Source organism: Weissella muntiaci (genome assembly GCF_008107635.1).
Classification (GTDB): domain Bacteria; phylum Bacillota; class Bacilli; order Lactobacillales; family Lactobacillaceae; genus Weissella; species Weissella muntiaci.
On record NZ_SDGZ01000015.1, the window covers coordinates 35,360 to 48,397 of the forward strand.

Annotated in this window: 17 protein-coding genes; all 17 read right to left on the minus strand. The window is 43.7% G+C overall.

Features of this window, described 5'->3' with window-relative positions:
• Positions 1-10 precede the first annotated feature (10 nt).
• The 17 genes from rplV to ESZ50_RS06525 all read right to left on the minus strand — a co-directional run bounded on the left by rplV (position 11) and on the right by ESZ50_RS06525 (position 13,037).
• Positions 11-358: a 50S ribosomal protein L22 gene (gene rplV, locus ESZ50_RS06445; protein ID WP_148622757.1), complete on the minus strand. Its 348-nt coding sequence runs from the start codon at positions 356-358 to the stop codon at positions 11-13.
• Between the two features lie 17 nt (positions 359-375).
• A complete protein-coding gene (gene rpsS, locus ESZ50_RS06450; RefSeq protein WP_148622758.1) occupies positions 376-657 on the minus strand; it encodes a 30S ribosomal protein S19 in 282 nt (93 codons plus the stop codon).
• A gap of 62 nt (positions 658-719) precedes the next feature.
• The gene (rplB, locus tag ESZ50_RS06455; protein WP_148622759.1) at positions 720-1,553 is read right to left on the minus strand and encodes a 50S ribosomal protein L2; all 834 of its coding nucleotides are present in this window, start codon (positions 1,551-1,553) and stop codon (positions 720-722) included.
• Between the two features lie 15 nt (positions 1,554-1,568).
• The gene (gene rplW, locus ESZ50_RS06460; protein ID WP_148622760.1) at positions 1,569-1,856 is read right to left on the minus strand and encodes a 50S ribosomal protein L23; all 288 of its coding nucleotides are present in this window, start codon (positions 1,854-1,856) and stop codon (positions 1,569-1,571) included.
• Entirely contained in the window at positions 1,856-2,479 is a 624-nt protein-coding gene (gene rplD, locus ESZ50_RS06465; RefSeq protein ID WP_148622761.1) for a 50S ribosomal protein L4, read from the minus strand. The genes rplW and rplD overlap by 1 nt, the downstream gene beginning before the upstream one ends.
• A gap of 23 nt (positions 2,480-2,502) precedes the next feature.
• Entirely contained in the window at positions 2,503-3,129 is a 627-nt protein-coding gene (rplC, locus tag ESZ50_RS06470; protein WP_148622762.1) for a 50S ribosomal protein L3, read from the minus strand.
• A 91-nt stretch (positions 3,130-3,220) separates the two neighbouring features.
• The gene (rpsJ, locus tag ESZ50_RS06475) at positions 3,221-3,529 is read right to left on the minus strand and encodes a 30S ribosomal protein S10 (RefSeq protein ID WP_027698131.1); all 309 of its coding nucleotides are present in this window, start codon (positions 3,527-3,529) and stop codon (positions 3,221-3,223) included.
• 461 nt (positions 3,530-3,990) lie between these two features.
• A complete protein-coding gene (locus tag ESZ50_RS06480; protein WP_148622763.1) occupies positions 3,991-5,919 on the minus strand; it encodes a DUF2207 domain-containing protein in 1,929 nt (642 codons plus the stop codon).
• A gap of 151 nt (positions 5,920-6,070) precedes the next feature.
• On the minus strand, positions 6,071-7,093 hold the full coding sequence (tsaD, locus tag ESZ50_RS06485) for a tRNA (adenosine(37)-N6)-threonylcarbamoyltransferase complex transferase subunit TsaD (RefSeq protein ID WP_148622764.1): 1,023 nt from the start codon (positions 7,091-7,093) through the stop codon (positions 6,071-6,073).
• A gap of 16 nt (positions 7,094-7,109) precedes the next feature.
• Positions 7,110-7,556 carry a ribosomal protein S18-alanine N-acetyltransferase gene (gene rimI, locus ESZ50_RS06490; protein WP_148622765.1) on the minus strand — a complete coding sequence of 149 codons (447 nt, stop codon included), beginning with the start codon at positions 7,554-7,556 and terminating at the stop codon, positions 7,110-7,112.
• Positions 7,519-8,133 (minus strand): ribosomal protein S18-alanine N-acetyltransferase, encoded by a 615-nt coding sequence (gene rimI / locus ESZ50_RS06495; RefSeq protein WP_246111524.1) that lies wholly within the window; start codon positions 8,131-8,133, stop codon positions 7,519-7,521. Before rimI (ESZ50_RS06495) ends, rimI (ESZ50_RS06490) begins: the two co-directional genes overlap by 38 nt.
• Positions 8,108-8,830, minus strand: coding sequence for a tRNA (adenosine(37)-N6)-threonylcarbamoyltransferase complex dimerization subunit type 1 TsaB (tsaB, locus tag ESZ50_RS06500; protein WP_148622766.1), 723 nt, complete (start codon positions 8,828-8,830; stop codon positions 8,108-8,110). Before tsaB ends, rimI (ESZ50_RS06495) begins: the two co-directional genes overlap by 26 nt.
• Before the next feature lie 134 nt (positions 8,831-8,964).
• Positions 8,965-9,957, minus strand: a complete 993-nt coding sequence (gene galE, locus ESZ50_RS06505) for a UDP-glucose 4-epimerase GalE (RefSeq protein ID WP_148622767.1) — start codon at positions 9,955-9,957, stop codon at positions 8,965-8,967.
• A 115-nt stretch (positions 9,958-10,072) separates the two neighbouring features.
• Positions 10,073-10,810, minus strand: coding sequence for an acyl-[acyl-carrier-protein] thioesterase (locus ESZ50_RS06510; RefSeq protein WP_148622768.1), 738 nt, complete (start codon positions 10,808-10,810; stop codon positions 10,073-10,075).
• 5 nt (positions 10,811-10,815) lie between these two features.
• A complete protein-coding gene (gene rsmI / locus ESZ50_RS06515; RefSeq protein ID WP_148622769.1) occupies positions 10,816-11,688 on the minus strand; it encodes a 16S rRNA (cytidine(1402)-2'-O)-methyltransferase in 873 nt (290 codons plus the stop codon).
• Positions 11,689-12,714 (minus strand): DNA polymerase III subunit delta', encoded by a 1,026-nt coding sequence (gene holB / locus ESZ50_RS06520; RefSeq protein WP_246111525.1) that lies wholly within the window; start codon positions 12,712-12,714, stop codon positions 11,689-11,691.
• Complete coding sequence (locus ESZ50_RS06525; protein ID WP_148622770.1) at positions 12,714-13,037, minus strand: cyclic-di-AMP receptor; 324 nt, start codon at positions 13,035-13,037, stop codon at positions 12,714-12,716. The genes holB and ESZ50_RS06525 overlap by 1 nt, the downstream gene beginning before the upstream one ends.
• Between the last annotated feature and the right edge of the window lies 1 nt (position 13,038).

A 13,038-nucleotide genomic window follows, 5' to 3' on the forward strand; every position in this document is an offset into this window, starting at 1 on the left:
TCAATCCTCCTTACTTTTCTTTTACCACAATCGTAATGTGGCTAGTACGCTTGTTGATTGGTGAAGCTGAACCCTTGGCACGTGGACGGAAACGCTTTAGCGTTGGTCCTTCGTTAGCAAAGGCTTCGGCAACTACCAAATCTTCACGATCTAGTGAATAGTTGTTCTCAGCATTAGCAACCGCTGAGTTCAACACTTTGTATACATCTAATGAAGAGTGGTTTGGCAAGAATTGCAAGATTGCAAATGCTTCTGCCACACTCTTCCCACGAACTTGGTCAAGCACAAGGCGGACCTTACGTGGAGCGACACGAACGATTTTCGCTGTGGCGCGTGCTGACGTGATTTGTTCAGCCATTCTTAGTGCCTCCTAAATTACTTACGCTTAGTCTTTTTGTCATCCGCTGCGTGACCATGGAATGTACGCGTAGGGACGAACTCACCAAGCTTGTGACCAACCATGTCTTCTTGGACTAGAACTGGAACGTGCTTACGACCATCGTAAACTGCAAAAGTCAATCCAATAAAGCTAGGGAAAATCGTTGAACGACGTGACCATGTCTTGATAACTTCTTGCTTGCTTGAAGCGTTGGCTTCTTCAACCTTCTTCAACAAGTGAGCATCAGCAAATGGTCCCTTCTTCAGGCTGCGACTCATAATTGAGTCCTCCTCTCGTTTGCTTGTGTGTTATACACTAAATTACTTGTTTAGAAACAAGACTACTTGCTCTTACGACCACGAACGATAAACTTCGTTGAACGAGCCTTAACGTTACGAGTCTTCTTACCAGCAGTCTTCTTACCCCATGGTGACATTGGAGATGGACGACCAACTGGGGCCTTTCCTTCACCACCACCGTGTGGGTGATCGTTAGGGTTCATTACTGATCCACGAACGTGTGGACGTTGACCCTTCCAACGCTTACGACCAGCCTTACCCCAGTTAATCAATGAATGTTGTTCGTTTCCGACAACACCAACTGTGGCGCGGTTAGTAGCAAGGATCATACGAACTTCACCTGATGCCAAGCGAACAAGAACGTACTTTCCTTCCTTACCCAACAATTGAGCTGAAGTTCCAGCAGAACGGACCAATTGTCCACCCTTACCAGGCTTCAATTCGATATTGTGGATTTGAGTTCCATCAGGAATGTTTGCCAATGGCAAAGCGTTTCCGACCTTGATGTCGGCTTCAGGACCAGATTGAACAATCATGCCAACCTCAAGTCCCTTAGGCGCCAAGATATACGCTTTAACACCATCAGTATATTGCAACAAAGCAATATTTGCTGAACGGTTTGGATCGTATTCGATTGAAGCAACCTTGGCAACTACGTCGTCCTTAGTACGCTTGAAATCGATGATACGGTATTGACGCTTATGTCCACCACCACGGTGACGAACAGTCATGTGTCCGTAAGAGTTACGGGCACCAGTGTTTGACTTTGATTCCAACAAACTCTTCTCGGGCGTCGTCTTTGTGATCTCAGCAAAATCTGAGCCAGTCATGTTACGACGACCGTTAGAGGTTGGCTTATACTTCTTGATAGCCACGCTAATGTCCTCCTATTAGTTTTCGTTGAACAATTGAATGTCCTTTGAAGCAGAAGTCAACTTAATGATTGCCTTCTTACGCTTCTTAGTGTAACCAGAGAAGCGACCTTGGCGCTTCAACTTACCACGTACGTTTGCTGTGTTGATCTTTTCGATTTTAACTTCGAAAATCTCTTCAATAGCGCGCTTAATTTGTGGCTTTGTGGCACGAACATCAACTTCAAACGTATAACGCTTTTCATCCAAAACGTTCATAGTTTGCTCAGTGATGATCGGGCGCAAAATGATATCACGTGCGTCCATTATGCCAAAACCTCCTCAACTTGTGCCAAAGCTGATTGTACAACAATCAACTTATCGTTGTTGATTACGTCAAGAACGTTAACACCCTTAGCTGTCATCACAGTAACATTTTGCAAGTTACGTGCTGCCAATGCTGCGTTAGTGTTGTTGTCGTCCAAAACGATCAACGTCTTTTCGTTTACGTTCAAGTTGTTCAAGACAGCCTTGAAGTCTTTTGTCTTTGGTGCGTCGAATGACAAAGCATCAACCATTACCAAAGCATTGTCCAAAACCTTTTGTGACAATACTGACTTCAATGCCAAACGGTAAACCTTCTTTGGCAACTTGTATGCGTATGAACGTGGTGTAGGTCCGAAGACAATACCACCTCCACGCCATTGTGGTGAACGGATTGAACCTTGGCGGGCACGTCCAGTACCCTTTTGACGCCATGGCTTCTTTCCACCACCGCGAACTGCTGAGCGGTTCTTAACGGCGTGTGTACCTTGACGCAATGATGCACGTTGCATCAAAACTGCATCAGTAATGACATTGTTGTTTGGCTCGATACCGAAGACAGCGTCGTTCAATTCAACTTCGCCGGCGTTTGAACCGTCTTGCTTAAACAAAGCAACCTTAGTCATGTTATTTCCTCCCTTCGTCCTTATTACTTAGCCTTGATAGAGCTCTTAACTGTAACAAGTGACTTGTTGGCACCAGGAACATTTCCCTTAACCAAAATTACGTTGTTTTCAACGTCAACACGTACAACTTGTAAGTTTTGAACAGTACGCTTATGGTTACCCATGCGTCCAGGCAATTTCTTACCCTTGAAGACGCGGTTGATAACGGCACCCATAGAACCTGGACGACGGTGATAACGAGAACCGTGCGCCATAGGACCACGTGATTGGCCGTCCTTCTTGATGTTACCTTGGAAACCATGGCCCTTTGTGATTCCAGTAACGTCGACTGCTTCACCTGCGGCGAACAAATCAACCTTTACTTCATCCCCAACGTTGTATTCTCCCTCAGCGTCGCGAATCTCACGAATGTAGCGCTTAGGGGTCGTGTTTGCCTTTGAGGCGTGACCTTGCTCAGGCTTGTTACTCAAAACGGCACGCTTGTCTTGGAAACCAAGTTGAACTGCACTATAGCCGTCGTTTTCCAAAGTTTTAACTTGTAGAACAACGTTAGCAGCAGCTTCAATCACAGTAACTGGGATAAGCTCACCGTTCTCAGTGAATACCTGAGTCATGCCGACTTTGCGGCCTAAGATACCCTTAGTAGTCATGACTATCTCCTTTTGTTTGGTAAATTTACTTTTTGGTTAGTTAAATGCATAACCAGGCAAGTTTGTTGTTGCTGTTGTTGCGTTGTAAAAATTACAACTTGATTTCGATGTCGACACCACTTGGTAATTCAAGCTTTGACAATGCGTCAACAGTCTTAGCAGTTGGGTTCACGATATCGATCAAACGCTTGTGAGTGCGCATTTCGAATTGCTCACGTGAATCCTTGTGCTTGTGAGGTGAACGCAAAACTGTGTAAAGTGTGCGCTCAGTTGGCAAAGGAATTGGACCTGAAATTTCAGCGCCCGTACGCTTTGCTGTCTCAACAATCTTTTCTGCAGATGCATCCAAGATTTGGTGCTCGTAAGCCTTTAAACGGATACGAATCTTCTTATTTGCCATGATAGTTCTCCCTTCGTCCATATTGGAATATGAAACTAACTCCGTGGAAACTACCGACGCACCCCAAGAATCCATGGCACTGGTTCTCGTGGCAATGCCGCCGGGTGTGTCGCAACCTCCCACATCAACGCTCGTTGAATGTGTATCATGTGGGTCATTTGATTTCTCGCCTGGCTCACACGTACTTGACTATATTACCGCGCCAGTTAATGAAATGCAACACTTTTCTTCATTAATTTTACATATATTTGCGCATAAAGAATCGAAACCGGTTTCATAATTTTAGTTCAAATATCCGCTCTTTTTCTTAGAGCCAATTCAGCTAGTCTTTTTGTATCGAAGAATTCGTTAATTATATAGTAGAAAACAGATTATTTAAACAAAAAGAAAACGAATCAAACCACGTATAACCGCACTTCAATCCGTTTTTCTTATTAGACAAGACCGTTACCAGACTATATTTAGAATGCACCTCCTCCTCCTCCGCCAAAGCCGCCAGAGAATCCACCACCACCGCCGAAACCGCCCGATCCAGTGTTAATGCTGGCCGCTGTTGTAAAACCGGTCACGGTTGTTGCTAGACTATAGTTCAGTGCCAGATACATCGGTAGATAACTTCCATCGGCCGTTTGACTTAGATTTCCGGTTAAGTTGATATGCTTGAGTTTGATCAACTTCAGAACCTCATCCGCCAACCCAAAAGCCGTCGCATAAACGAGATAGCGATTCCATAACACGATTGCGGCAAGCTCATCATCATCAAGGTGCGCGATTTCCTTAAGCATATTACGGAATCCTTGCCATTGAGCCTGTTTTTCAACGCCGGCTTTTGTTACAAGCCCATCTCGGCGCATCTTATTGAACTTAAAACCAACCACTAATAAACTAATTGTTGCTAGAACTGCCAAGATGACTGCTATAAACGCAACGGGGGTTTGGTCACCACCAGCCAGTAGCACCGCAAAGACTAACGCAAACATTCCAACCGCCAATCCTAGCATGATCATTGGGAAAATCAGTTGGAACTTCTCACCGCTCGTCAGTGGCCGGAAGAACACCGTGGTCCCTTGTGCCTTTAGCTCCGCTCTGATTTCATCAGCAAGCAACTTAACTTGATGATTGAAACTCTCTTCCGCTTTTACACCGGCCGCTTGCATTGCGACCTTATCCAAGGATTGATTAATTTGATAACCTGCAAACATGTTCTCAAAGGTTACCTGCTGTTGGTCATTAAAAATCATTGCCACTAAACGTTTCTCAGCAGGGCTTAAAATATTTGCCTTGTCTGCAACTTGGGCAAGCATTTTATCATCAACCAATTGTAAAGCGCCCCGATCAATTAAATCAGTGATTGTTGCCATCACTAGGTCCTTAAAACCTAACGAACGGCTTTTACCAGCAATCGATAATTCATCCAAATCAATGCTATATACCTGACTGGCCATTAGGAGCGGCTTTGTATCATCAGGTAAATCATAAATTCTGAGATTCTTTGGTGCGAGTTGCTTAATTTTTAACTGGTGTAACTTATAGATTAACCAAGCCAAACTAACCACAAAGAGGATGCTAGCAATAACTGGGAATAATTCACGATATAAGAAAATCATTAATTGACTACGCCTAGTAATTCCTGCCTCGGTTGCTTTGAATTTATCAAAATAAGCGGGCGCATCGCTAACTGCCCCACCAAAAGTACTGGCCTGCCAAATTCCATGCAAGGCCAAATCACTTCCAGCAGTGATTGATGGTACATTGAAGCTAAAAACATTTTCCGCTTTATTAATTTGAACTGGTTTAATGAAATAACCCTGGTGTACCGCCAACTGGGCTTTTTGATCCGCTACTGGTGCAACCACCTTAAATGAAACGTTATTAATTGTTTCATCCCAATCCGAAATTGGAACCCAATTCAACACAAAACTATCTCGATAAGCAAACAAAGGTTGGTCAAGCTCATACCGTGCAATCAATCTAACTTGATCTCCAGCATTTCCCGCATTGTAAACCTTGGTCACTAGGGCATCTGAGTTTTCAGTTGAACTTACTTGATAATCACCAGTCGCCAACTGTTGCCCGTTTCTAATTACCTCAATCTGCGGATCATTGACAATCTTGAATCCCTCTGGAGTATTCCCAGCTTGGCCCAAAGTTAAATACTGCCCATTGTATGTACTTGAGAAGTCGTAGTCGACAGCCTCTTCATAAATCGCTCGTTGTGTTCCATCAGAATTAGCTGGTTCCAAGGTTAAAGTACCTTGATATTTTGAGATTGTATAATCTACCGTTTGGGCGGCGTTAACACCTGTTCCAACAGCAAATGAAATTATTGCTATGCTCAAAGTTATTAAACCCACTAAACTAACTTTAAGCCAATCTTTAATTCGTTTCATAAGGCCATACCCACAACTTTCATAAGTCTACTCTAGGGTAATTATACACCGAAACCTTCCGTGTTGACCTGGCGTATGCTTACACCAGCAAACAAAAAACGGACAATGCTAATGATAAAATCAGCTTGTCCATTCATAACGATATTAAAATCTATTCTTCTAAGTACGGAAATTCCAAAGCTGGATTAGCATTTAAATCCCAACCAGCTCGAGCACCGTGGCGATAGGCAATATCTCCAGCGGCTCCAATCATTGCAGCATTATCTCCGGCTAACTTGATTGGTACTGGAATATAATGCACGGCTGGGAAATCGGCCAACAATTCATCCAATCCAGCTCGTAAACCTTGATTGGCCGCAACACCTCCGGCTACGATGAATGATTTCACCGGATAAGCTTGAAGCGCATGCCGAGTCTTGGTTAACAGCACCTCCAATACCGCCGCTTGAAAGGAGCTTGCTAAATTGATGTGGTCAATCACTTCATCACGTTGTTCAGCATTATGTAATAGATTAATCACAGCACTTTTCAAACCTGAAAATGAAAAGTCATAATTATCATCCGTCAGCATTGGCCGAGGTAGCTGGTAGACATCCTGACCTTGATGGGCCATTTCATCAATCAACCGGCCAGAGGGATATTGCAAGCCCATTGTTCGACCGACCTTATCATAACTCTCACCAGCCGCGTCATCTTGCGTATCGCCAATCACCAAATACTCATACTCAGCCTTCATTAAGACCAACTCAGTGTGCCCACCTGATACCATCAATGCCAATGCAGGGTATTGAATTGGCTCGACAAAATTAGCAGCTGAAATATGCCCGGCTAAATGAATTACCGGAACCAACGGTAAGTTATGCGCCCATGCAATTGTCTTGGCCGCGGTTACACCAATCAACAACGCCCCCACCAGGCCTGGACCTTGAGTAACTGCGATTGCTGTTAAATCCGTGTAAGTTAAGTGAGCCTCCTCTAATGCAGCGTCAGCAAGAATTGTCACCTGTTCGATATGATGCCGGCTAGCAACCTCAGGCACAATCCCGCCAAAGCGTTGATGACTCTTGATCTGCGTAGCTGTCTGTAGGCTAACTATTTCATGACCATCTTGTACGATTGCCACACTTGTCTCGTCGGCGCTCGACTCAAAAGCCATTATTAATCTTTTTGCCATCTTCTTTACGCCTCCGTCATTTTCTTAATGGTAAATAGAGATCCATCAAGTAAGCGTCCTCTTTCGGCTTACTATAGTAATCTTCACGAATATTATAAATCTCAAATCCAATTCGTTCATACAGGTGATGCGCACGTTTATTGCCATGACGCACTTCCAGCATAACGCGTGTTTTTGCCGGGAAATGATCAAACCATTCAAGCAAAAGTTGCTCTGCTAAGTGTTGCCCTTGAAACGCTGGAATAATTGCCACATTGCTAATTGATAGCTCATCAACAATCAGTGTCCCGCCGACAAAGCCAACTGCTTCACCATCAATTTCAATGATTAAATAGGACACCCATTTGTTCAACAAATCATGCGTGAAAATTTGTTTGGACCAAGGCGAACCACCATAGGCCAACTTAGCAAGATGATATAATTCATCAGCGGTTGTCTTTGAACGATAATTGACCGTCGTCATCTTTCGTACCATCTCCTAACATTTGTGCCATATCATAGGCATCTTCACCTGTATCATCATAATATTTTGCCCGTGTTCGTACAATTTGAAAGCCCAAACGTTCATAAAGCGCCACTGCGCCTACATTTGACACCCGGACCTCTAGCGAAACCCGATTAAAATTAATCTGTTGTGCCACTGTCATAATGTAGGTCAACAAAAAGGTCCCTAAACCACGTTTCTGCCAATCAGGCGCAATCGTAATATTACTAATATGCACATCCTTAATTCCAGGACGAAAACTAGCAATGATATAGCCAGCCAATGAATTCGTTTCTGGCTCACGAATCAGCACAAATAACGAATTGTGCGGTTGGCTCAACAGATCATAAAAGACGCCTTCCGCCCAAGGTTCCTCTCCTTCATAGGCCCAACGTTCAACCAAAACCATCTCAGCAATGTCGTCACGACTAGCTGGACGCAATTCAAAACTGCGTCCTCGTACGGTAATCATTTGCCGAAAATTACGGACTTGTTCTGGCAATGGTCGGCTGATCCACGTGAACCAGTTTCTAAACTTTCTCCACAAATCCATCATGACTAACCCCTGGATGAGCTTTCGCCCAATCCACTTCTGCCTGTGATAGGCGCAAATAATTCGGTACAAATTGATGAATCGCATCAATGTCTGTAATTGGCTTTTCCAATTCTGCTAACATCATCAGATTAGCCGCATTTGGTAAGTTCGTTGTGCTGAACTCCGCTGTTGGAAGTGCTTCCCGTAAAGCTACTTCAAAACGACCAATCTCGCCAACAAAGATCACGTCCGTCGCAGTCGTTTTTAAATCATCGATTAATTTCTGTAAATTACTATGTCGATCTGCTTGGACACTAGTAAGTCTTCCAGCTAAATAACGGTAACCACCGACATACATATTATCATTTCGTGCGTCCATAATTGGCACAATTAATTTATCAGTTGCCATGACATTAGCAGCCAATAAAGCCAAGCTTGAAACGCCAACTAATGCAAGATTTAACGTAAATGCCAAAGTCTTAGCAGTTGTAACCGCAATTCGAAGACCAGTGTACGAACCTGGTCCTTGACTAACAATTACCTGATCCAAGTCATTTGGTTGCCAACTAGCTGCCTTTAACAACTCATCCATAAAGGGCAAGAGTTGTACCGAATGATTTTTCAAAACATTGGTAGCTCGTTGATCAACTAATTTATCATCTTCAAAAATCGCAACAGATAGTGGCTGATTCGAGGTGTCAAAAGCAATTGTTTTCATGTTCCACTCCTTTTTCGCTAACTTCGATTTTACACTGCTTTGGGCTTTGGATAAAGATAAAACATTTTCCAAAGACAATAAAAAGGCCACACAATCATTCTCAGATTATGCAGTCTTTATTTTAAATCTGTCAATTAACGATCTTCATAACCCTTTGGGTGCTTTTGGTGCCAAGTCCATGCTGTTTTGATAATCTCTTCAACACTTTCGTACTCTGGCTGCCAGTTCAAGATTGAACGGGCCTTATCAGAAGCCGCAACAAGTGAATCGGGATCTCCAGCACGGCGTGGGCCGATTTCGGCTGGAATCGCTTGACCAGTTGCTTGACGAGCTGCTTCAACCATTTGCTTAACAGAATATCCATTCGCTGAGCCTAGGTTAAATTGATTTGACGCTTTACCTTCAGCAAGGTAGTCTAAGGCCAAAATATGCGCTTTAACCAGATCCATCACATGCACGTAATCACGAACATTGAAGCCATCTGGCGTATTGTAATCATCACCAAACATCATGATCTTCTCGCGCTCACCCAAGGCAGTTTGCAAGATAATCGGTACTAGGTGTGTCTCAACTGGATGATCTTCACCAATTGAACCATCTGCCTTAGCTCCGGCAACGTTGAAATAACGCAATGCAACCCACTTCAATCCGTAGGCCTCGTCAGCCCACTTCATAATGTGTTCCATTTGTAGCTTTGATTCACCATATGGATTGATTGGGTTTTGAGGAGTCGTTTCACTAATTGGGCTCTCTTCTGGCGTACCGTAAGTGGCCGCAGTCGATGAGAAGACAATCTGCTTTACATTAAACTCAAGCATCACTTCCAAAAGTGCAATCATCCCCGCCGTATTATTATCAAAATACTTTAGCGGATCCTTCATTGATTCCGGCACAATTGATGAAGCCGCAAAATGAACTACCTGATCAATTTTCTCATCACGGAAAATTTGACGCATTGCATCTTTATCCCGAATGTCGACCTCATAGAAAGGCACACCGGCTGGTACGGCCTTACGATGCCCCGTTAGCAGATTATCAACAACCACAACATCTCGTTGCTCTTGTAAAAGTAAATCAACCATATGTGAGCCGATGTATCCAGCCCCACCTAATACTAATGTAGTCATGTAAACTCCTCAATTCTTCATCACTAGGTAATAAATCGTTATTCTATAATTCTAAAACACATTTCTCAGCCAAAAGTGGATTAAACGATGTTATATCATTCACTTATCGAAACTATTAAAGCTCAGTCCAGGTAATTTCAGCCTCTGCTGAAAGCGTACCATTCGCCCAAATCTGATGCAACGTTGTATTGCCAACGATTTTGACTTCTGAACGAACATACTCGCCTAAACGAACTTCTTGCTCATACTTGATATTTACAGCTGTTGGTTCATGACTGGTTATGAAGTCGGCTCCTAACACATCCTGCATCCAATCAGGATACTTCGAATTGTTAACATGTTGGTTCGAATCAATGTCTGAGAATCTAACTGCATATTCCTGAACTTGATCGGCCTCCATCCCCTCTTCGAATTTCGTTGGTTCAGCCAAGCGCGGAATTCTTTTAACCTGATCTGCTTGATAAGCATCAACCATTGCTTGCGGAATCCGTGCAACCTTGCGTTTCTCCATATCAACCATTGTGTAGAAAGCATCTACATCAACCAAGACATTGCCTGCCTGATCCAAGATCCGATATAGTCGCTTGGCAAAGAACGGATTAAATTCCTTGGCCATTGTCTGAAGAATGACCTGTTCACCATCAACTGGACGTCGGTTGATCTTCATGTCTTCTTGAAGGATGATCCAACCAACCCCATTTTCATGCGTAAACTTTGGTCCAACACCTAAATCAACCGATTGCTTTGTTGACGATAACACCACCAAATTAAAAATCATTGGCAAGCTCAATTTACCAGTCACATCAGCCTCATAATAAAGAATTTCATGTGGCGTGCTGTACATCTCTGCCATTTAACCTATTCTCCCCGATAATTTAAATATAATTTTTGCCGGTCTAACTGACGATCCTTCGCAATTTGTTTGACGGCCGCCGTAATCTTTAGGCCTTGATCAACCAATGCCTGCACAGCCTCAAGATCCGACAAATCCGCTAACGGATCAATCGCACTCTCCATCGTCGGTGCCGAATTACCAGCAACCAACACCACAAACTCGCCACGAATTTCATTTTCTTCAGCCCATTGTAAGACTTCCGCCAGCGTTCCACGAATGAACTCTTCATAACGCTTGGTCAATTCGCGTGCTAAAACAACTGCTCGTTCAGCCCCGAAGACCGTGACCATATTCCCCAGTGTTTTTGCTAAACGATGTGGTGCTTCATAAAACAACATCGTCTGCGTCTGACGATTCAAAAGCTCCAGCTCCGCCAATTGCTCCTTGGGCTTCCGTGCCAGAAAACCGTAGAACATAAATGGCTGTGGCGCCAAACCAGACGCAACTAATGCAGTAATTCCGGCTGAAGCACCTGGCAAAGGTACCACCGGAATATTAACTGCAATCGCCGCCGTTACCAATTCATGACCTGGATCAGAAATAGATGGCATTCCCGCATCAGAGACCTGAGCTACGTCCTCACCATTCTGCAAGCGCTCAATTAGCTCCGGAATACGGCTCTCCTTATTGTGCTCATGAAAGGAAATCTGCTTGGTTAAAATATCAAATTGATTTAGCAATTGTTGTGTATGCCGAGTATCCTCAGCGGCAATCACTGCAACTGACTTTAACGTGTCAATTGATCGTACTGTCATGTCACCTAGATTGCCAATTGGCGTCGGAACTAAATATAACGTCCCAGTTTGGTGATTTGAAAAGCTCTTTTGTTGATTCATCTATACTCCTGCCAATTCCAACTGACTTTCCAATATCAATGCCTCAAGGGTCGTTTGAAAAGCTATGTTCTTTTGTAGGCGTTGCGGAGCCTGTAAAGTCCGATCCAACACCTTAATAATACTCGCTAGTGGTAATTTGTTTGCTTGAGTCTGCCATTGCTTAGTCGCCGCAAAATCACCAACCAACTGCGGTTCTGCTTTCGTTAATAAAATGTCACGCCATGCCTGTGCAATCAATGCTAATACCGTCGCCTGCTGTTCAGAGTTCCCAACCAGTGGTAGTATCTCAACTTGAACCAAACCAAAAGCATCCGTTTGTTTATGCAAGATTGCTGTAACTAACTGCTCAACACTTGCACTCACCTGACCAAACCAATCATCCACTAACCACTCCCGTGCCAATTCAACGTTATCCGTTAAGTGTTGTACCAACCCAGCCGCTTGCGCTGAATATCCTAACTCTGTTAGTGCCAAATGCATTTGTGCTGGGCTCAACTTAGGTAAATCAATCACTTGGGTTCGCGAAATAATTGTCGGCAAGATTTGCGCCTTATTTTCACTCAACAAGATCGCCGTTTGCTGAGCGCTTGGTTCTTCAATAAACTTTAGCAGGCCATTTGCGGCACTCGTCGTCAAACGATCAGCATCATGAATCACAAAAACTTTATGACGACCTTCAGTCGGGGTCTTAGTAAATTCATCCCGCAGATATCGAACTTGTTCAACCTTGATCGTTTTACCCTCAGCGGCAATATGAATCACATCGGGATGTTCATGATTCACAATCCGCCGACATTGATCACAAACACCATCCGGTTCCCCATCTTCCGAAATATTCGGACACATCAGACGCATAATCAACCAATCGACTAGTTCTAATTGTCCTCGACCATTTGGTCCATTAAATAAGTACGCATGTGCCAGTTGATCATGTGCCGCAGCCTGCCCCAATTGTTCAACAAGCCGTGGCTGCTTTGCATGTGCTTGCTCAATTACATCTAACGCTGATATAACTTGCTCCATCATCAGAAACGATAAAACGCACTTACGTCTTGAATGAAGACTGTTGCTCCACCCACTTGAACTTCAACCGGCATGCTAGCATCAAAAGTCATATCAAGATTAACAGCAGGGGTCATAATTTGCTTCCGTGTTTGCGCAGTCGTCTTAATTACTTCCAAAACTGTGTCAACTTGATCATCTTCAACACCAATCATAAAAGTTGTATTTCCAGACCGCAAGAAACCACCCGTTGAATGGAGGCGTGTTGCTTGAATTCTAGCCTTCACAAATTTATCGCTTAATTGATTTACATCTTTATCTTGTACAATTGCTGTAATCATTTTCATA